The organism is Marinobacter sp. DUT-1, assembly GCF_050379415.1.
In the GTDB taxonomy this organism is placed as follows: domain Bacteria; phylum Pseudomonadota; class Gammaproteobacteria; order Pseudomonadales; family Oleiphilaceae; genus Marinobacter.
This window is the reverse complement of record NZ_JBNRLS010000001.1, coordinates 523,958-542,422: the sequence shown is the minus strand read 5'-3', so window position 1 is coordinate 542,422 and position 18,465 is coordinate 523,958. Positions and strand designations below refer to the sequence as shown.

Here is an 18,465-nt window from a genome sequence, read left to right as displayed (position 1 = left end):
GCTTATAGCTGCTCCAGGTGCGCTAACAGATAGTCGGCGCGCCGGAGCAGCGCCTCCCGTCTCTCCGGTTTCTGCTTGTCCCAGTTGCGGTACATCATGCCCATGCGAGGATTGCCCGCAAACTCATTCCGGTGCCGGTCGATGAAGTGCCAATACAGGGCATTGAACGGGCAGGCGTCGTCCTCCGTGGCTTTATTCACCTTGTAGTAGCAGTTGGCGCAGTGGTCAGACATGCGCTGGATGTACTTGCCGCTGGCGGCATAGGGTTTCGAGCCCAGGTAGCCGCCGTCGGCATGCATCACCATGCCCAGTACATTGGGTAGCTCCACCCAGTCGTAGGCATCGGCATACACCGCCAGGTACCAGTCGCAGATCTCCTCGGGTCTGATGCCGGCCAGCAGGGCAAAGTTGCCGGTGACCATCAGTCGCTGGATGTGATGGGCGTAGGCGTTGTGCCGGGTGGCATCGATGGCCCTGTGCATGCAGCGCATCTGTGTTTCGCCAGTCCAGTAGAACCAGGGCAGGGGGCGGGTGTTGCCCAGTCGATTTTCCTGCGCATACCCCGGCATGTTCAACCAGTAGATGCCTCGCACAAATTCCCGCCAGCCGAGAATCTGGCGGATGAATCCCTCCACAGCATTAATCGGCGCCCGCCCCGAATACCAGGCCTGGGCCGCGGCTTCGCAAACGGCCAGTGGGTCCAGCAGCCCGCAGTTCATGTAGGGTGACAGGATGGAGTGAAACAGCCAGTCCTCGGAATCAGAAATGGCGTCCTGGAAGTCGCCGAAGCAGGGGAGGCCGAAATCGATAAAGTATTCCAGGGCCGCTTGTGCATCCTGCGAAGTAACGGCGAGATGGAAGTCCTCCGTGGAGCCGAAATGATCAGCAAAGTGCTCCTCGACCAGCGCGATGACGTCCCGGGTGATCCCGTCAGGCTCGACCCTGAAGGGGGCGGGCGCCGCGGGCTTGCCGGTCCACTTCTTGCGATTGTCCGCATCGAAGTTCCATTGGCCGCCTTCCGGTTCGCCTTCGGGTGTCATCAATAACCCGGTTTTTTTGCGCATTTCCCGGTAGAAAAACTCCATTCGAAGCTGTTTCCGGCCCTTTGCCCAATCGGCGAATTCGTCCTTGCTGGCAATAAACCGGGTATCTGGCCGGATTTCTACTGGCACGCCGAGGCGCTCATGCCACTGGCTGATCTGCTCATGCAGGCGCCACTCGCCGCACTCGGTGGTGATCACCTTGTCCGCGTTCAGCTGTTGAACCTGATCTGCCACCACCGCTTCCAGGCTCTGGTTCGGATTGTCCGGGTGATAGCGCTGGTAATGCACCTGCCAGCCGTCTTGCCGGAGGCGGCCGGCAAAATGGCGCATGGCACTGAACAGCAGTACGAGCTTTTTCTTGTGATGGTTGGTGTAGCTGGCCTCGTCATGGACTTCCGCCATGACAATCACATCCTCGCTACGATCGGCTCCATCGAGGGCGCTGAGGGTGGGGGAGAGCTGATCGCCCAGAATGAGAATGACGTTGGCCATATACGGACTCCGGCAGTTGCGGGTTACACCAAAGAGGTAGCCAGAATACGCCAAGGGCGCAAGGGTGGTTCAGCGCGGAGGATGCTAGACTGAAAGTCATGATCAGCTGACCCGAATCAAACCCTTCAGGGCCGGAGTCGGCGATAATGTTTATAAAGAGGGGGTCAGAAGAAGGCTTTCTTCTGACCCCGGAGTAGTCCCCGAACTCTGATGCGAACGTGGGGTCTGATGAAAGCCTTCATCTGACCCCGACCTGGACTTTGACTCCCGACTTCACCGACCAAACCGAGTTACCTATGGCTTCCAACACCGCCACCGCGACCAAGAACGACCTCCCCGCCTTCATCTGGGACGACGCCCTGATCCGGCGTTACGACCTCAGCGGCCCCCGCTACACCTCGTATCCGACGGCGGTGGAATTCACCCCGAACTACCGGGTCGAGGACATGGTCAAGGCGGCCGGTCGCAGCAAGGCAGCGGGTGGCCCGATCTCCCTGTACACCCACCTGCCGTTCTGCGCACACCTGTGCTACTACTGCGCCTGCAACAAGGTGATCACCAAGAAGCGTGACAAGGCCATGCCCTACGTGGAGCGGGTGCTCAAGGAAGCGGCGATCCAGTCAAAGCTGTTCGGCGCCGACCGCCCGGTCCAGCAGCTGCACTGGGGCGGTGGAACGCCTACCTTCCTGCCGAAGGATGTGATGCAGCATCTGATGGCAGGGTATGGCGAACTGTTCAACCTGCAGACCGGCGATGACCGGGACTACAGTGTGGAGATCGATCCCCGGGAAGTGGACCAGGACACCCTGCCAACCCTGTGGGACCTGGGCTTCAACCGCATCAGCCTGGGTGTTCAGGACGTGAATCCCGAGGTGCAGAAGGCGGTCAACCGCATCCAGCCCCGGGACATGACCGAGGCGGTGCTGAACGAGGCTCGCAGGATCGGCTTCCGCTCCATCAATCTGGACCTGATCTACGGTTTGCCGTACCAGACTCCGGAGAGTTTCGCCGAAACCCTGGAAGCGGTTATCGAGATGTCTCCGGACCGCCTGTCGGTGTTCAGCTACGCGCACCTGCCGGACCGGTTCTATCCGCAGACCCGGATCCAGGCCGAGACTCTGCCAAGCCCGCAGCAGAAGCTCACCATTCTGCACAACACCATCAATCGCCTGCTGGAGGCCGGTTACGAGTACATCGGCATGGACCACTTCGCCAAGCCGGACGACAGCCTGGCCGTTGCCCAGCGGGAAGGCCGCCTGCACCGGAATTTCCAGGGTTATACCACCCACTCGGACTGCGACCTGGTATCACTCGGTGTCTCCGCCATCGGCCAGACCGACGACGCCTACTTCCAGAACAACCACGACCTGCCGGCCTGGGAAGCGGCCATCGACGCCGGCCAGCTGGCCACGGTACGCGGTGTGAGCCTGAGCCGCGACGACCGCATCCGCCGCTGGGTCATCGGCCAGCTGATCTGCCAGTTCCGCCTGGACCGCCAGCAGTTTGCCGACGCCTGGGGCGAGGACTTCGACCGCTACTTTGCCGACGAACTCAGCCGCTTGCGCCCCATGATCAAGGACGAACTGGTGGCCGACGAGGGCCAGGTGCTTCAGGTTCAGCCTGCCGGTCGGTTGCTGATTCGGGCCATCTGCCAGATCTTTGACCTGTATCGGAAGGAAGGTGCGAGCCAGCGGTTTTCGCGGATTATCTGACCGCCGGGGCAGGGACCTAAGTTGGGGTCAGATGAACGCGTTCATCAGACCCCTGTGCTGGCTTCCCACCCCAGGGGTCTGAAGAAAACCTTCTTCTGACCCCGGGTTAGCGCCAAACCCCAAGCCAGACTCCAAGACGGGATCTGAAGAAAGCTTTCTTCTGACCCCATTGTTACTCCCACCAAGCTCGATCCCAACGTCACTCCCCACGCCACTCCGCTGACAAAGGTCAAGGCAACCCAACCCCCCGCCCGCTACCCTCTAACCACCCAATTCCAGCGGAGAAACCCATGGAACTCGTGTGCCCGGCCGGCAGTCTGCCGGCCCTGAAAACCGCCGTGGACAATGGTGCCGACGCGGTCTATATCGGCTTCCGCGACAGCACCAACGCCCGCCAGTTCGCGGGGCTGAACTTCAATGACAAACGCGCCGCCGAGGGCATTCACTATGCCCATTCGAAAGGCAGCCGGGTCTTCTGTGCCATCAATACCTACCCGCAACCGGATGGCTGGGAACAGTGGAAGGCTGCGGTCGACCGCGCCGCGGGCCTGGGGGTGGATGCCATCATCCTCGCTGACATGGGCCTGCTCGATTACGCCGCCAGCCGCTACCCGGACATCCCGCGCCACCTGTCGGTGCAGGGTTCGGCCACCAGCTATGAGGCCCTGTCCTTCTACAAGGACAACTTCGATATCCGCCGGGCAGTGTTGCCCCGGGTGCTGTCCCTGGACCAGGTGCGTGGCGTGGCCAGATACAGCCCGGTGGAGCTGGAGGTGTTCGCCTTCGGCAGCCTGTGCATCATGGCCGAAGGGCGCTGCTACCTGTCCTCCTATCTGACGGATGAATCCCCCAATACCCGCGGTGCCTGTTCACCCGCCAAGGCCGTGCGCTGGCAGGAAACACCCCGGGGACTGGAGTCGCGCCTGAACGACGTGCTGATCGACCGTTACGGCCAGGGTGAATCCGCCGGCTACCCGACCCTGTGCAAGGGCCGGTTCGAGGTGGAAGGCAGCGTCTATCACGCCATCGAGGAGCCAGTGAGCCTGAACACGCTGGACCTGCTGCCGGAGTTGCAGGAGCTGGGCATCAGCGCCGTCAAGATCGAGGGCCGCCAGCGCAGCCCTGCCTATATTGCCGATGTGGCCCGCACCTGGCGCCAGGCGCTGGATAACCTGGATAGAACGCCGGGCATGTTCACCGTGGAGGATGACTGGCGCAACACCCTGTCCGGGCTCTCCGAAGGCGGCCTGACCACCCTGGGCGCCTATCATCGCAAGTGGAAATAAGGTTCTGCCAATCATGATGAAACTCTCTCTCGGACCCATCCTGTGGTTCTGGTCCAAGCAGACCGTGTTCGATTTCTACGCCAGGGCCGCCGAGTGGCCGGTGGATACCATCTACCTGGGTGAGGCGGTCTGCTCCCGGCGCCGTGAACTCAAGCCGGACGATTGGTTCGATCTGGCCCGGGACCTGAAGGCCTGCGGCAAGGAGGTGGTGATCTCCACCCAGACCCTGATCGAGTCGGAGGCCGACCTGCGTCGTCTGCGCCGGATCTGCGATCAGAATGAGTTCCTGGTGGAGGCCAACGATCAGAGTGCGGTGCAGGTGGCCAGCCGTCACCACATTCCGTTTATCACCGGCCCCTCCATGAACATCTACAACGTCGCCACTCTCAAGGTGCTGGCGAAGCAGGGACTGAAAGGCTGGAACCTGCCAGTCGAGCTGGGCAAGGAGACCCTTGAGCAATTGATCAACGGCCTGAAACAGGAAGGCCTGGCACTGCCCGCCGAGGTGTTCGCCTGGGGGTTTCTGCCCCTGGCCTGGTCGTCCCGCTGTTTCACGGCCCGCCACTACAACCTGCCAAAGGACAACTGCGAGTTCCGTTGTTTGCAGCATCCCGACGGCATGGAATTGCGTTCCCGGGAATCCCAGGAACTGTTCCGCCTGAACGGCATTTCCACGCTCTCGGGGTCCCGATACGACCTCATGCGTGAACTGCCGGAAATGGAGCGGATGGGTGTGAAGACGGTGCGCCTGAGCCCGGAACATCAGGGCATGGAGGAAGTGGTAGAGCGCTTTGATCAGGTACGCCGGGGTGAAGTGCCTGCCACCGACCCGCTGCAGCTGGTGCAGGCACCACCCTGCAACGGGTACTGGTATGGCAAGCCGGGGATGGATCTGATCCGCTAAGACCGATCAGTCCCGAACGGGTTTGACGTCTGGGAAGCGGTCAGACACATACGTGCTGTGGCACTGGATGCAGTTGCCTGTCATTTTGCCGAACAGCTTGTGTTGCTTCTCCGTGTCGTCATTCCTGCCGGCCTCTGCCAGCGATGCCGCGAGTTGATGAAACTCCTTGTCCAGCTTGATAAAGCCTTCTGGTACGGCCGACATCAGGTCTTTGCGATCCTGTTCGGTGAGTGACTGCTGCAGGATGAAGCTGTCGTGAATATCCTGGGCTTGTTTCGCAACCTTGTCATGTTGACCCATAACGATGGCCGAATGAATCTGCCCCATCGCCGTCTGAATGGATCGCATCTCTTCGCGCAGCAGACGATCCAGTTTGTCGGTGAGCTTGGGAGTGACCGGCTCTGCGGCCGTGGCAGCGAATGACACAGTAAGGCTCAGGATGAGGATGCCCAGAAGCGGGCTGTTTGTTTTTGTCATGAGGATGCCCCCTCTATCGATGAATGTTGAGCGTCGGTCAGGCTATCAGTGTTGGGTGGTTTGCCTGTTGAGATATGTTAATTGTCTGCTCCGTCGAATCCTCCAGGCTTATGGGGAGTTGGAAGAAGTAGCCCACCCCAGATCTTCCAGGATGACATAGAGCGCCGGCAAACCCAGTAACACGACCAGAGTCGATACCAGCAGGCCGAACACCACGGAAATCACCAGCGGAATCACCGCCATGGCCTGAGTGCTGGTTTCGGCCAGCAAGGGCAGCAGGCCGGCGACGGTGGTGCTGGTGGTGATCAGAACGGCCCGGAACCGGTTCCTGCTGGCGGCACCAGCAGCTTCGGCAGTGCTCATGCCCTGTTCCCGATAGCTTTTGATGAACTGCACCAGCAGGATGGCGTTGTTGACCACAATACCGGCCAGGGACGCCGCGCCGATCAGCGAGGGCATGGACAGGTTGTAACCCATGATCAGGTGCCCCCAGACCGCGCCCATGAACGCCACCGGAATCGATAGCATCACGATGACCGGCTCCAGATAGCTGCGGAACTGGAACGACAGGATCAGGAAAATGCCCAGCAAGCCGATCAGCAGGCCCCGGGCGATGGACTGGCCGGTTTCCCGGGAGCGGGCGGTCTGGCCCTCCACCTGTAGCATGATTTCCGGCCATCGTTCGCGAAGCTCCGGAAACACACGGTTCTGAAGATCGGTGACGATGGCATCGGCGTTGGTCTTCCGGCCGTCGACATCGGCCGACACCGTGACGGTGCGCAGGCCGTCAATGCGGGTAACCTGGGCCCACTGCCGCACGTCGGTAATGTCGGCCACCTCCCGTAGCGGGATCATCTGGCCGTTCCTGCCGGTGATGACCGTGTCTTCCAGAAACGCCCGGGTGGTGCGCTCGGCGCTGCTCTGGCGCACCAGAATCTCGATGTGCTGGTCGCCGATCTGCACCGTGTCGACAATATCCCCCAGCAACCCGGTGCGGATCTGGCTGGCGACATCGCTGGCGGTCAGGCCCAGGGCCAGGGCACTGTCTTTGAGTTTCAACGTGCGCTGGGGTTTGCCGGGGCGCAGGTCGTCCAGCACGTTGAAGGTCCCGGTGTAGTTGGCCACTGCGTTACCAAGAAAACGGGCTGCTTCTTTCAATTGAGCCAGATCGCTGCCCTGCAACCGGATCTCGATCGGAATGCCCGCCGGGCCGAATCCCGGTTCCTGAATGTTCAGGGCAATCAGGCCGGGGATGTCGCCGATTTCCTGGTACCAGCGGTCGGTCAGGGTGGCCAGATCGACGGTGCGGTTTTCTGCGGTGAGCAGGTCGGCCATCACCGTGGCCACATGCGCGCCTTTCTCGCCGGCACCGGCGTGCTGGTTGAAGCGGGTCTGAACGTTGCGCACCAGAGCCTGGTCATCCGGTTGCTCGGGGCTGTATTCCTCGCTCAGCCGGAGCATGGCTTCGGTTATGCGGTTGGTGATTTGCCGGGTCTGGTGCAGGGGGGTGCCCTGGGGCATCAGTACCCGGGCTTCCAGTACATCACCGTCGATTTCCGGCATGGCCTCCATACGCACGTGGCCACCCGCCATAAGGCCGACAGACCCCAGCAGAATGATCACCATGCCGGCCAGCACCCCGTAGCGAAAGCGGATGGCTGTATCGGCCAGTTGCCCCACCTTTCCCCGGCTTGTTTCAAAGCCCCGGTCAAACCGCGCGCGAAAGCGGGAAGCGGGTTTGTCCCGGCCTGTGCCCAAACCACTTTTCAGGTGATGGGGCAGAATCCAGAAGGCTTCGATCAACGAGGCGGCCAGGGCGGCAATCAGCACCACTGGCAAGACTTCCAGTACCGAGCCAAGTTCGCCGGCCAGAAACGCCAGGGGGAGAAACACCGAGACGGTGGTCAGAAACGAGGACAATACCCCCGGCAGGATTTCCAGGGTGCCACGGGTCGCGGCCTGAAGCGGAGTAGCGCCTTCAGTGGCATGGCGGGCAATGTTCTCGGTGATCACCACCGAGTCATCCATCACAATGCCGATGGCCATCAGTAGCGCCACCAGGGTGATCATGTTCAGGGACAGCCCGGTCAGTGCCATCATCACAAAGGCGCCGGCAAAGGCCGCCGGCAGGCCAAACAGCGCCCAGAAGGCCAGCCGGGGCCGGAAGAACAGGGCCATCACCAGCCCCACCAGCAGCAGGCCGGTAATGCCGTTGCCGACCAGCATCTGCAGGCGGTCCCTGACGATGGAAGTCATGTCCTGGGTGATCTCCAGGTTGACGGTGCCATCCCGCCGGGCAGTTTCTTCGGCAATGAATGTCTGCAGTGAATCCATCACCCGCAGGGCATCGTCGTTCCGGTTTTTGTGGATTTCCAGAATGATCGCCCGCTGGCCGTTGAACTCGGCGCGCTCTTCCTGCCGTTCATAAGTTTCAGACAAGGTGGCGATATCGCTGAGGGTGAGCACGGCGCCGGCCTGACCGCCCAGTACGGGCAGGCCGGCGAGTGTTTGCAGCGAGCGCCGCTCATCCACAAACCGTAGCTGGATATCCTGGCTGTCGGTTTCCAGGGTGCCCAGGGGCATGTCGACGTTCTGGCCGCCGATGGCCCGGGCAATATCCCGTACACCCAGGCCATACTGGCGTATGCGGTCCCGGGATATCTCCACCTGCCACTGGCGCTGGGACAGGCCCACAGGCACCACATCAGCCACACCATCGATGGCAAACAGGCGGTCTTCCAGCTGCTTGGTGTAGCTTTCCAGGTGGTCGAAGCTCATTTGCCCGGTGACGGCTATGGCAGCCACCAGGTCGGTTCGATAAAGCTCCCGGATGATCGGGTCTTCGGCTTCTTCCGGCAGGTCGGTCAGGGCTTCAATTTCGGTGCGGATGTCGTCCAGAAACCGGCCCATATCGCCCTGCGGTGCCATGCTGGCAATGGTCTGGGCCTGATTGTCCCGGGCCGTGCAGGAGATCTCCTGCATGTAATCCACCCTCTGCAGCGCTTCCCCCAGGCGCTGACAGATGGCTTCCTCCACATCGGCCGCCGTGGCGCCCCGGTACTCCATGGTGATGCTGACTTCCGGCGGCAGATAGTCCGGAAAGGTTTCCCGGGTAAGGTTGGGGGCGGCAAACAGCCCCGCTGCCAGAATCAGAATCAGCAGCAGGTTACCAGCCGTGGGATGGCCCGCGAACCACCGGATCACGGTTGATCTCCCGAGGCCGGTTGTTGCCCGATTTTCCCGTCAGTCTCAACCGCTTGGGGAGCCAGCAGAGTTCCATCGATGGCGGGTACCAGATCATCCAGAACCAGCCGGTCCCCCGGTTTCAGGCCTTCACTGATAACGGCCAGATCCCTCTGCTGCCACGCGACCGTGACCTCCCTGCGCTGCAGGTGATTGTCTTCATCGGCGAGGTAGACCACGCCCTGATGAACGGCGCTGGCCGGGATCACGATAACCGGCTTGGGAGTGGGGGCGCCAATACTGGCCTGCACGAACATGTTGCGCACCAGCGGTGGCCGGGCCGGCGGATTGGCGTTGCGGTAAGGTTCTTCCACCGAGATCACCGCCTGAACAGTCCGGGTGGCCGGGTCGAGACTGCTGGTGACCCGGGTAAGTTTTCCTGACCAGTGGGCATCCGGCACGTTGGTGGGGGTCACCCGGACCTGCAGATCTCCCAGGGATAATTGGTCATGAAAATCGGTGAAGTTGTAGGTTGTACCGGCACCGGGTTCTGGCAGGCTGTCGTCCGACAGTTGCGACAACACCCGGCGCAGGTCTGCCACTTCCAGCTGCACTGTGGCCTCGGCCCGGGTTATGTCGTCGGCAATGAACAGGCTCTGGCCGGGGCTGACATGCTGGCCGGTGTCGATATCGGCCTGATGGACCCGAAGGTGCCAGGGTGCTTCAAAACGGGTGTCTTCCAGGTCTTCCCGGGCACTGGCCAGGGCCGATTCGGTTCTGGCCTTGCGAGCTTCAAGGGTATCCTGCCTGACCGGAATCAGGTTCAGCTGGTTTCTCAGGCTCTGGACCGCCTGTTCCTGCTGCAGGGTTGCCCGCTGTTGTTCGTCGTACCGGGTTTCAGAGAGGGCGCCCCGCTCGGTCAGGGTTCTTGCCCGGTCCAGTTCCCGCCTGGCCAGCGTCAGTCGACGCTCTTCCAGCTTCAGCAACTCACCGGTATTGCGCTCTTCCTGCGCCAGTTGTCGCAGTTCGGCTTCGATGCCCGCCAGATCTGCCTGGGCGGAGGATTCGGCCAGTTCATAGCGGGTGGGGTCGATCTCAAGCAACCGCGTGCCTGCGGCGATCAGGTTGCCGCTCTCCAGCTCCGGGTGCTTCCAGATAACCCGCCCGCCAACATTGGCCACAGCATTCCAGCTTCGGGCCGGCAGCACCTGGCCATAGCCCCGGGCTTCGGTACGGAATTCCCGGGGCGTGACTGTCACTGTGCGCACCGGGGTAGAGGCTACCTGCGCCTCTGCCCGTTCCGGCGGTTGTTTCAGCTTTACCATGATCACGACAAAGACGATGCCGGCGATCAGGGCCAGAGCCAGAGTCAGTTTATTTTTCCGGGTCATCGGGCTTCTCCTGAAAGCTGGCGCTGTACAGTTTGAAGATTCGGGGTGCCGCCTGCTCAAGGGTATGCATCTCGCCACTGACCATGGCCTGAACTACCAGCCCCTGAATGGCACCGAGATACAGCACCGCCGCAGCCTCGATATCGATACCGGGGGCGATGCGCCCCTGCTGGATGCCAAGATCCAGCAGTCCGACCACCTTCTTGCGGTAGCGGGCGAGTGTCTGGCGGATGATGGTTTTGGCGGGGCCGTTGCCGGGCTTCTGCAATTCCCCCAGCATCAGGCGCGGAATGCCCGGGTGCCGGGCGATAAAGCCCACGTGGGCCAGGAACATGGCCTCCAGTGCCTGGTCTGCCTGCTGGTGTTGGTCGGCGGCACTGAATACCTGCCGGGTGAGCTGCTCCGACACCCAGCCGGCCACCGATTCCCACAGCCGGCCCTTATTCGGGAAATGCTTGAACAGGGCTCCCTGCGACAGGCCCATTTCATCGGCAATCCGGGCGGTGGTGAGCGTCGCTGGATCCTGCTCGCCGCAAAGCTGGATGACCGCCTCAATGGTGGCGGATTGGCGTTGCTCGGTGCTGCGGTAGGGCCGCTTGGTTGTTTCGGTCGCTTCAGCCATCAAATCGTCCAAAGGAAAGTAATTAATTACTTTAGTTTGGCGGTTGACTCGTGAATATGCAAGTCTGGCCATGGTCGGAACTCGCCCTGGTGTGACTCGCATCATGGCTTGTGAAGACAAGACGAAACTGACACAGGAACGAAGTTATGGACATCAGACTCAAGCGTGCTTATGAAACCCCCGCCCGCTCAGACGGCCCGCGCGTGCTTGTGGACCGTATCTGGCCCCGAGGCGTGGCCAGGGAACAAGCTGATATCACCCATTGGCTGAAAGGGCTGGCACCGTCCACTCAACTGCGCAAGTGGTTCGGGCATGATCCGGATAAGTGGTCGGAGTTTCTCGAGCGCTACCGGAAAGAGCTGCAATCGGACGATGCCCGCGAGGATCTTGCAGTACTCAAGAGCTTGCTTGGGGATCACGACCGCATCACGCTGGTATTTGCGGCAAAAGATACCGACCACAACAACGCTGTTGCGCTTCGGAATTTCATCCTGGCCGATCGTTCAAGTTTTCTTTAATCGGGAAAAGTGATGCGTGTCATTGCGTCATCGGACTCTCGGGTAAAAGATATATCCATATGCTCTCAAGGAGGTGTGCCATGACAGTCAACGAAGGCCTTCGCCTGATGGCCGGCGTGTTTACGCTGATATCCATTCTGCTCGCCCATTATGTAAGCCCTTACTGGCTTCTGTTTACCGGGTTTATTGCCCTTAACCTGATCCAGTCGGCCTTCACCAAGTGGTGCCCGGCAATGGTGATTCTGAAGAAAATGGGGTTGAAGGAAGAAAAGCCGGTTAGCTGAGTTCCAGGAACTATCAGACCTGCTCCCGCACCAGCATCATCTTGATATTCCCAATAGCTTTCATGGGGTTGAGTCCCTTGGGACAGTATGCGGTGCAGTTGCCAATGCCGCGGCAGCGAAACACACTGAACGGATCCTCCAGTTTTGCCAGACGCTCCCGTGTGGCGGTATCGCGCGAATCCACCAGGAACCGATACGCCTGAAGCAGCCCCGAGGGCCCGATATACTTCTCCGGGTTCCACCACCAGGAAGGGCAGGCGGAGGTGCAGCAGGCGCAGAGGATGCACTCATAAAGTCCATCCAGCTTTGCCCGGTCTTCAGGGCTCTGGAGGCGCTCGATGGCCGGTTCGGGATCATCATTGATCAGCCAGGGTTGCACCCGTTCGTACTGTTTGAAGAACAGGGACTGATCCACCACCAGATCCCTTATCACGGGCATTCCCGGTAACGGGCGAATCTCCAGTGTCTCCTTCTTACCCATAATTTCCGCCACTCTCGTGATGCAGCCCAGACCGTTGCGGCCATTCATGCTGAGGCCGTCAGAGCCGCAAACACCTTCCCGGCAGGAACGACGAAACGAGAGTGTTGGATCGCGGGTTTTGAGATGTTCCAGGACATCGAGGACCATGCGGTTGCGGAATTCACCGTCAACTTCGATCTCCTGATTGTAGGGGGCGTCATCCTGTTCCGGGTTGTAGCGATACAGGCGAACAGTAAAGGCCGACATTTTACTACCCTCCTGGAAATTCATTCATTTTCAGTATGGGTTTAAATTCAGGTTAGCAGAAACGTGCGATTTCGCCGTGTGGGCTATGCAGAAACATGAGCCCCCGGCCTGTTGATTGGCTGCCAGCGCACGAAAGCTTTGTTCCTCTTTTTCTAGAACTGGAAGCGCGGGAACAGCACATCCCGTTCCAGGCAGATTTGTTCTGAAAGCCGGAAGTCCAGGCTTTTCAGTTCCCGGTAGAAACGCCTCCAGGAACGGCAGGCGGACTCCGGTGCATAGTAGTCGCGGGTCATCTCGCGAAGCTTTTTCAGTTGCCCTTTGATGATTGAATGCTCCTCGTTCATCTGAGCAATCGGTGTTTCCGGTCTGGGCGGCTGGTCATGCACCATCTTGGTCAGCACGTGGGTGTTTTCCCGCTCAATGTGATCCTTGAGCGTATGCTCCAGGTTCTTGATAGCGAGGGTAATGCCTTTGGGCACATCAGGGCTTGCCCTGTGAACCGCTTCGATCTTGCGGGCAAGTCTGTGAAGCTCTGGCAGTTTCGCAAGATGGCCGGCATCGTAACCTCGCGTTATCAGCTCCAGCAGCACGTCAGTGTCCAGTTCTTCAATTGGCGGTTGTTGATTGTTCATTGCTCATCCTCCTCTCTTGATTTAACATACATATAGAATACATTTTAATGAGTGTCAAGAATCGTTCTCATTTCCTGGTGCATGGGGGGCAGAGATGAACTGCAACAAGCCGGAACACATCAAAGAGAAGGTCTGGGAGCAGCACCTGAGATGGCTGGACCTTGTAAGCGATGAGTGCAGATCCAATCAGCTCAAGCGTCAACGCGAGAAGCGCAAAGGAGGTGGAGCCCGTGAGCATCAACGCTGAAGTGACACCGGAGGCCCGTGACTATCTGGTCGCTATACTGACGAAACAGGAAGTGCCGGGAATGGCAGCCCGGGTCTATGTGGAGAAAGGCGGCACCCAGCAGGCCGAGACTTGTCTGGCTTTCTGTCCGCCAGGCCATGAAGCGACCGGGGATGTGAGGAAAGACTTTGAAGAGCTGACTCTGTATTTCGAGGCGGCCAGCGTGCCCTACCTTCAGGATATGGAGATTGGTGTTCAGGGCGAGGGGAAGCTCCAGAGCCTGACTATCAAAGCGCCGCATTCCAAAAAGCCGGCAAAGCCACCGAAAACCTTTGTTCTGTCAGAGAGCTGTGAAGCCCTGCGGGTTCCTTCCGGTGCGTCCACAACGCTGCCGGAGGGGGCGTCCGTCTCCATAACCCAGGCACTCGGCGGAAGTTTCACGGTCAAGTACGAGGGTAATCTGTATCGCCTGTCTCCGGAGGTGACTCGCCGTCTGGGGTTTCATTCAGACGCCATCCTGTTCGAGCCGCCGGAAGATGGCCGGATCAGCGAGCAGCAATGCTGGGATGCATTGCGACTGGTTTATGATCCGGAAATTCCGGTGAATGTTGTCGGCCTGGGACTCATCTATAAACTGGATTTTGACCAGGATAAGCATTTTGTCCGTGTCGAAATGACGCTGACATCACCAGGTTGCGGCATGGGCGATATTATCGCTGGTGACGTGAAAGACAAACTGCTGCAAGTTCCCTGGGTCGAAGATGCAACAGTGGACATCGTGTTTGATCCTCCGTGGAGTTACGACAGTCTTGATGAGGAAGCGCGCCTGGAACTGGGGCTGATCTGACTCAGCCAGCTTCCTTTACGATCATGCCCGGGTGCGTTTAACCCGAGCGGATGGTTCCTGACATCGGGCAATTTTCCATGAACCTTTATGCATTACTCTGGGCAGTGATCATGTCCAGTGACCGGGAGCCGAAGGTGAAACCAGATTGGCAACCACAGCCTGAAAAGTTCGAGATCTTCCCGTGGAACAGGAACTTTGAAACAGGCCTCGAGGAGATTGACGAGCAGCACAAGGTGCTGGTCGATATTCTCAATCGGCTTGCGTGGCATTTCGCTTCCGATGTTTCCAGAGTCACTTCTGATCATGTTCTGGACGAGCTGCTCTCTTACGCAGCCTACCATTTCAAGTCAGAGGAAAAGATCTGGCAGGAAGCACTCGGTGGATCGGATATGGCCAGAAACCATCACGATGCCCACCAGATGTTTTTTGCCCAGGTCCAGGCGCTCAAGCAAGATCATGGCACCGAAGAGGAAAGGCTCTCAGAGCTATTCAGTTATCTGACTCGGTGGTTGGCATTCCATATTCTGGAATCAGACCGGCGTATGGCACTTACCGTCAAGGCGGTGAGGAGCGGGCTGTCTCTCGAAGAGGGTCGGGAGCAGGTGGATTCGGAACTCAGCGGGTCGGTTTCGGTGATGGTGAATGCTTTGCTCGAAATCTACTCCAAGCTTTCTTCCCTTACGGTTCAGTTGTTGCAGGAGAAAATGGCGCGGCATAGGGCCGAGGCTGAACTGGATCGGCTTCAGAGAAGGCGGTGATGCATCGGTTTTGTTGAATGCTGGGCCAATCTCCCATCCTTAAAAACAGCCGTTTGGTGATCTTGATCAGGCACCCGGGAACAGGATGCTGCGAAGACTGACATTCCACTCCAGGCCATCCAGCAGGTTCTTCAGCGCAAGTCCCAGCTCAGTGTCCCCCTCAATGACCAGGCGCCGCTGGAAGAAGAGCTGATCCGGGTCCTGGCGCCGCTCGGCCAGGGTTCGGAATGCCGACAGGGAGCCGCGGATGGTGGCTTCCCCTGGCCCTTCGACCACTCTCAGCCTGCCTGACCAGAAACCCAGGGTTATGCCCGGGTGACCTCCATTGAGTTCGAGGCGGATCCGGCGGTCTTCGAAATCATCGAACTCGCCATCGGCCATGGCCTCGGCGAACAGTCGATTCAGTGGGGCCTCGGCTGCCAGTTGTTTGACCGGCATGGGGATACGCTGGTCGATGACGTCCAGCACCGGAGCGGGAGACGGGAGGTATTCCCGGAGTACTGCCAGGGACTGGTCGAGTAACGGGTGGTGTGTGGGGAACGCTGGCAGTTTGGGTAGCGAGAGGTGCATTGTCGGCTCCGTCATTTGGCTCTGGAGCAGGGTAGGGGAAATCTTGTTTGGGGGCTTTGATATAACTCAGGGGTGGGGTCTGAAGAAAGCCTTCTTCTGACCCCTGTTTAACCTGGGTGGTGGACTGAAAATGGGGTCAGAAGAAGGTTTTCTTCAGACCCCTGGGGGTTGACCCCGTCATTGGGGCCCCTCAGCGGTGCAGGCCTTCCTCTACTGCCCAGACGGCCACTTCCACCCGCGAGCGCAGGTTGAGTTTTTTCAGCAGGTGCTTCACGTGCACCTTGACGGTGCCGTCGCTGATGTCGAGTTTGCGGCCGATCATCTTGTTGGACAGGCCTTCGGCGATCAGGCGCAGGATGTCCTTTTCCCGGGGGGTGAGGCTGTCAAAGTCCGGTCGTGCGGTCTGTTGCGGCTTGTTGGAGCGCAGCGCCTGGGCCAGCAGGGTGGTCAGGCGGTCGCTGATCACCATTTTGCCTACGGCAGCCTGGTGCAGCTGGGCGATCATTTCCTCGGGCTCCATGTCTTTGAGCAGGTAGCCGTCGGCACCGGCGCGCAGGGCGGCGACCACGTCATCTTCCTGATCGGAGACGGTGAACATCACGATGCGGGAGCTCACATTCTGTTCCCGTAACTTCTTCAGGGCCTCGATGCCATCCATCTCCGGCATGTTGAGGTCCATGAGGATCAGATCCGGCTCCATCTCGGTGGCCATGCGGATGCCATCGGTGGCATTGCTTGCCTCACCGATAACCTCCATGTCGTCTTCCATGTCCACCAGCTGCTTGATGCCCTGGCGCAGCAGTGGGTGGTCGTCGATCAGCAAAATACTCGCGGGTGATTCAGACATGGTCTCTCTCTTGTGTTCAGGCACTGGAAACTTCGGTTGGAATCAGGTTCCGGCTCTTGGGGACGAATGTTAGCGTGACTTCCACGCCGCCTTCATCCCGGTTCTTGACGTTTACCTGTCCGCCCAGGGTACGGGCGCGGTCCTGCATGATAATCAGGCCGTAGTGATTTACTGGCTGGTCGCCGCCGGGCAGGCCCTTGCCGTTGTCCCGGATCCGGGCCTTGACCTGCGGAGACTCGAACATCACATCCACAGATATATCCGTGGCGTCTGCATGCTTGACGGCATTGGCCAGCCCTTCCCGGACGATCTGAAGGGTATGGATCTCTTCATTCGGCGACAGAGTCTGGGGAGGCAGGTTGTAATTGAGCTCCACCGGCTTGCCCAGGCGTTCGCTGAATTCGTCAATGGTTTTTCTCAGTGCGGTGGCCAGATCCGGCGTGTCCAGTTTCAGGCGGAAGGTGGCCAGCAGCTCCCGCAATTGCCGGTAGGCACTGTTCAGGCCGGTACTGAGCTCGTCCAGAATCCCGTCGTGGGCCTTCTTCTGGGGGCCCTCGATGTTGAGGCGCCGCAGGCGAGCCACCTGCATCTTCAGGTAGGAGAGGGACTGGGCCAGGGAATCGTGGAGTTCCCGGGCGATCACGGTGCGCTCTTCGGCCAGGGTCAGCTGCTGCTCCTCGGTGATCTGGCGCTCCAGGTAGATAGCTGTGGCCAGTTGGTCACTCAGGGTTTCAAGCAGCCTTCGGGCGGTCTCGGACAGCCCTTTCTCATTGGGGTACCAGACTTCCAGGGTGCCCAGCAGCATGCCCGGCGTTCGGATGGGCAGCAGCAGGCGCCGGCCATCGTTTTCTTCCACCGGTAGGTCATCGTAGACCTCGGGCGTCACCAGGCAGGCGTTGCAGTGGTGGTCCCGGCAATAGAACGGGCGCTCCCTGGTGGCCGTGGTGACGGCTCTTACCGGTTCGGCAGACTCCCGGTCGTGGAGGTAGAGGTTGATCGGCCCGATTCCCAGTAACTGCTCGAGATCCTGCAGCATGGGGACAGCACCACTGCACAGGTCGTGGTTGGCAAACAGGCCACGACTGGCGGAATGCAGCAGCTGGAGCGCCGAGTGGCTCTTCTCCAGCTCCTCGGTCTTGGAGCGGACCCGTTCTTCCAGCTCGTAGTAGGTGAGGGCGAGTTCGCTGGTCATCTGGTCAAACGCCTGGCCCAGCTGCGCCAGTTCATCCGAGCCCTTCAGCTCCGCCTTGTGGGAGAAGTCCTGTTCACCCACGGCTGTGGCAATGCCCACCAGCTTTCGCAGGGGCCGCAATACCCGGTTCTTGAGGTCCAGGAACAAGGCGATCACGATCAGGACGGAGAACACCAGGCTGATGATCTGGATCAGGTGCAGCAGGTCGATCCGTGCTTCGGTTCGCTGCTCGAGCATGCCCACCATGGTATCGACTTCCGCCACGTAGTTTTCCGCAGCGTCGAGCATGGCTGGCGTGATCGGCGCACCGGCGGGGTGGTTTTGCAAGGCCGGCCGGAGTTCTTCCTGCCAGGCGTCAAGAATGCTCTGGTACTGTGCACTCAACGGGTGATCGACAGCCTGCGGCAGGGCTCGGAGGATGGTGGCATCAGAGAGTTTTTCGCCGTAGTCGTCCATCATGCCGGCCAGGCCGTGCTCATCTTCCCTGTGGAGCCCGGTTGCCGCTGCGTGGGACAGCAGGTTGAACGCTCCCATGCGCAACGCCCCGGCCAGGTTGATGGCGGTGGCGTTGCCCTCGATGCTTTTGGAGACCGCAAGTGTGGTCGCCATGCTGACGACCGCGGTCAGTACGATGGCGCCAACAACGATGGCGATACGGTTAACTAGGGGGCTTCTGGATTTCATGCTGTCAGTTGCACGACGCCTTGTCGAAAGTTTGCTGGCGGGGCTTCAATTATGACCGCATTTCACCGCT

At 59.9% G+C, this 18,465-nt stretch carries 17 protein-coding genes and 1 pseudogene; 8 read left to right on the top strand and 10 right to left on the bottom strand.

Translation table 11 applies throughout. The features are described 5' to 3' along the window. Positions 1-2: 2 nt before the first annotated feature. Entirely contained in the window at positions 3-1,535 is a 1,533-nt protein-coding gene (locus tag ACQUTG_RS02480; RefSeq protein ID WP_428917890.1) for a cryptochrome/photolyase family protein, read from the bottom strand. Positions 1,536-1,831: 296 nt separating this feature from the next. On the opposite strand from ACQUTG_RS02480, the gene hemN reads away from it, so the two are divergent. The 3 genes from hemN (at position 1,832) to ACQUTG_RS02465 (ending at position 5,437) form a co-directional block, all read left to right on the top strand. Further along, positions 1,832-3,247, top strand: a complete 1,416-nt coding sequence (hemN, locus tag ACQUTG_RS02475) for an oxygen-independent coproporphyrinogen III oxidase (protein ID WP_428917889.1) — start codon at positions 1,832-1,834, stop codon at positions 3,245-3,247. A 290-nt stretch (positions 3,248-3,537) separates the two neighbouring features. Beyond that, positions 3,538-4,533: a ubiquinone anaerobic biosynthesis protein UbiU gene (gene ubiU, locus ACQUTG_RS02470; protein ID WP_428917888.1), complete on the top strand. Its 996-nt coding sequence runs from the start codon at positions 3,538-3,540 to the stop codon at positions 4,531-4,533. 13 nt (positions 4,534-4,546) lie between these two features. Next, positions 4,547-5,437: a U32 family peptidase gene (locus ACQUTG_RS02465; RefSeq protein WP_428917887.1), complete on the top strand. Its 891-nt coding sequence runs from the start codon at positions 4,547-4,549 to the stop codon at positions 5,435-5,437. A 6-nt stretch (positions 5,438-5,443) separates the two neighbouring features. Here the strand turns inward: ACQUTG_RS02465 and ACQUTG_RS02460 are convergent, their stop codons facing one another. From ACQUTG_RS02460 to ACQUTG_RS02445, 4 genes are all read right to left on the bottom strand, one after another. Next, a complete protein-coding gene (locus tag ACQUTG_RS02460; RefSeq protein WP_428917886.1) occupies positions 5,444-5,914 on the bottom strand; it encodes a cytochrome c in 471 nt (156 codons plus the stop codon). A gap of 108 nt (positions 5,915-6,022) precedes the next feature. Beyond that, a complete protein-coding gene (locus ACQUTG_RS02455) occupies positions 6,023-9,118 on the bottom strand; it encodes an efflux RND transporter permease subunit (RefSeq protein ID WP_428917885.1) in 3,096 nt (1,031 codons plus the stop codon). Then, complete coding sequence (locus ACQUTG_RS02450) at positions 9,115-10,488, bottom strand: efflux RND transporter periplasmic adaptor subunit (RefSeq protein WP_428917884.1); 1,374 nt, start codon at positions 10,486-10,488, stop codon at positions 9,115-9,117. Before ACQUTG_RS02450 ends, ACQUTG_RS02455 begins: the two co-directional genes overlap by 4 nt. Next, positions 10,472-11,110, bottom strand: a complete 639-nt coding sequence (locus ACQUTG_RS02445) for a TetR/AcrR family transcriptional regulator (RefSeq protein WP_428917883.1) — start codon at positions 11,108-11,110, stop codon at positions 10,472-10,474. The genes ACQUTG_RS02450 and ACQUTG_RS02445 overlap by 17 nt, the downstream gene beginning before the upstream one ends. A 146-nt stretch (positions 11,111-11,256) precedes the next feature. Here ACQUTG_RS02445 and ACQUTG_RS02440 point away from each other — a divergent pair, with 146 nt between their 5' ends. Together ACQUTG_RS02440 and ACQUTG_RS02435 are read left to right on the top strand one after the other, a co-directional pair. Continuing rightward, a complete protein-coding gene (locus ACQUTG_RS02440) occupies positions 11,257-11,628 on the top strand; it encodes a DUF488 domain-containing protein (RefSeq protein ID WP_428917882.1) in 372 nt (123 codons plus the stop codon). A gap of 80 nt (positions 11,629-11,708) precedes the next feature. Beyond that, positions 11,709-11,912, top strand: coding sequence for a YgaP family membrane protein (locus tag ACQUTG_RS02435; protein WP_092002002.1), 204 nt, complete (start codon positions 11,709-11,711; stop codon positions 11,910-11,912). A gap of 13 nt (positions 11,913-11,925) precedes the next feature. Here the strand turns inward: ACQUTG_RS02435 and ACQUTG_RS02430 are convergent. Continuing rightward, positions 11,926-12,639, bottom strand: a pseudogene (locus ACQUTG_RS02430) (succinate dehydrogenase iron-sulfur subunit); the annotation flags it as partial. 152 nt (positions 12,640-12,791) lie between these two features. After that, positions 12,792-13,271, bottom strand: a complete 480-nt coding sequence (locus ACQUTG_RS02425; protein ID WP_428917881.1) for a hemerythrin domain-containing protein — start codon at positions 13,269-13,271, stop codon at positions 12,792-12,794. Positions 13,272-13,365: 94 nt separating this feature from the next. Between ACQUTG_RS02425 and ACQUTG_RS02420 the strand changes: the two genes are divergently transcribed. The 3 genes from ACQUTG_RS02420 (at position 13,366) to ACQUTG_RS02410 (ending at position 15,102) form a co-directional block, all read left to right on the top strand. Beyond that, positions 13,366-13,518, top strand: a complete 153-nt coding sequence (locus tag ACQUTG_RS02420; protein WP_428917880.1) for a hypothetical protein — start codon at positions 13,366-13,368, stop codon at positions 13,516-13,518. Then, positions 13,502-14,344: an iron-sulfur cluster assembly protein gene (locus tag ACQUTG_RS02415; RefSeq protein WP_428917879.1), complete on the top strand. Its 843-nt coding sequence runs from the start codon at positions 13,502-13,504 to the stop codon at positions 14,342-14,344. The genes ACQUTG_RS02420 and ACQUTG_RS02415 overlap by 17 nt, the downstream gene beginning before the upstream one ends. Before the next feature lie 77 nt (positions 14,345-14,421). Then, positions 14,422-15,102, top strand: coding sequence for a bacteriohemerythrin (locus ACQUTG_RS02410; protein ID WP_428917878.1), 681 nt, complete (start codon positions 14,422-14,424; stop codon positions 15,100-15,102). A gap of 66 nt (positions 15,103-15,168) precedes the next feature. On the opposite strand, the gene ubiT is transcribed toward ACQUTG_RS02410, so the two are convergent. The 3 genes from ubiT to ACQUTG_RS02395 form a co-directional block, all read right to left on the bottom strand. Beyond that, the gene (gene ubiT, locus ACQUTG_RS02405; protein ID WP_428917877.1) at positions 15,169-15,672 is read right to left on the bottom strand and encodes a ubiquinone anaerobic biosynthesis accessory factor UbiT; all 504 of its coding nucleotides are present in this window, start codon (positions 15,670-15,672) and stop codon (positions 15,169-15,171) included. 190 nt (positions 15,673-15,862) lie between these two features. Continuing rightward, entirely contained in the window at positions 15,863-16,519 is a 657-nt protein-coding gene (gene narL / locus ACQUTG_RS02400; protein ID WP_428917876.1) for a two-component system response regulator NarL, read from the bottom strand. 16 nt (positions 16,520-16,535) lie between these two features. Beyond that, positions 16,536-18,395 (bottom strand): histidine kinase, encoded by a 1,860-nt coding sequence (locus ACQUTG_RS02395; RefSeq protein WP_428917875.1) that lies wholly within the window; start codon positions 18,393-18,395, stop codon positions 16,536-16,538. Positions 18,396-18,465 lie beyond the last annotated feature (70 nt).

Bases quoted from the DNA above. Each gene is read 5' to 3' on its own strand.
- ACQUTG_RS02395 (WP_428917875.1), bottom strand. From the start codon at position 18,395: ATGAAATCCAGAAGCCCCCTAGTTAACCGTATCGCCATCGTTGTTGGC.
- ubiU (WP_428917888.1), top strand. From the start codon at position 3,538: ATGGAACTCGTGTGCCCGGCCGGCAGTCTGCCGGCCCTGAAAACCGCC.
- hemN (WP_428917889.1), top strand. From the start codon at position 1,832: ATGGCTTCCAACACCGCCACCGCGACCAAGAACGACCTCCCCGCCTTC.
- ACQUTG_RS02480 (WP_428917890.1), bottom strand. From the start codon at position 1,535: ATGGCCAACGTCATTCTCATTCTGGGCGATCAGCTCTCCCCCACCCTC.
- narL (WP_428917876.1), bottom strand. From the start codon at position 16,519: ATGTCTGAATCACCCGCGAGTATTTTGCTGATCGACGACCACCCACTG.
- ACQUTG_RS02410 (WP_428917878.1), top strand. From the start codon at position 14,422: ATGAACCTTTATGCATTACTCTGGGCAGTGATCATGTCCAGTGACCGG.
- ubiT (WP_428917877.1), bottom strand. From the start codon at position 15,672: ATGCACCTCTCGCTACCCAAACTGCCAGCGTTCCCCACACACCACCCG.
- ACQUTG_RS02460 (WP_428917886.1), bottom strand. From the start codon at position 5,914: ATGACAAAAACAAACAGCCCGCTTCTGGGCATCCTCATCCTGAGCCTT.
- ACQUTG_RS02465 (WP_428917887.1), top strand. From the start codon at position 4,547: ATGATGAAACTCTCTCTCGGACCCATCCTGTGGTTCTGGTCCAAGCAG.
- ACQUTG_RS02450 (WP_428917884.1), bottom strand. From the start codon at position 10,488: ATGACCCGGAAAAATAAACTGACTCTGGCTCTGGCCCTGATCGCCGGC.
- ACQUTG_RS02440 (WP_428917882.1), top strand. From the start codon at position 11,257: ATGGACATCAGACTCAAGCGTGCTTATGAAACCCCCGCCCGCTCAGAC.
- ACQUTG_RS02425 (WP_428917881.1), bottom strand. From the start codon at position 13,271: ATGAACAATCAACAACCGCCAATTGAAGAACTGGACACTGACGTGCTG.
- ACQUTG_RS02445 (WP_428917883.1), bottom strand. From the start codon at position 11,110: ATGGCTGAAGCGACCGAAACAACCAAGCGGCCCTACCGCAGCACCGAG.
- ACQUTG_RS02420 (WP_428917880.1), top strand. From the start codon at position 13,366: ATGAACTGCAACAAGCCGGAACACATCAAAGAGAAGGTCTGGGAGCAG.
- ACQUTG_RS02435 (WP_092002002.1), top strand. From the start codon at position 11,709: ATGACAGTCAACGAAGGCCTTCGCCTGATGGCCGGCGTGTTTACGCTG.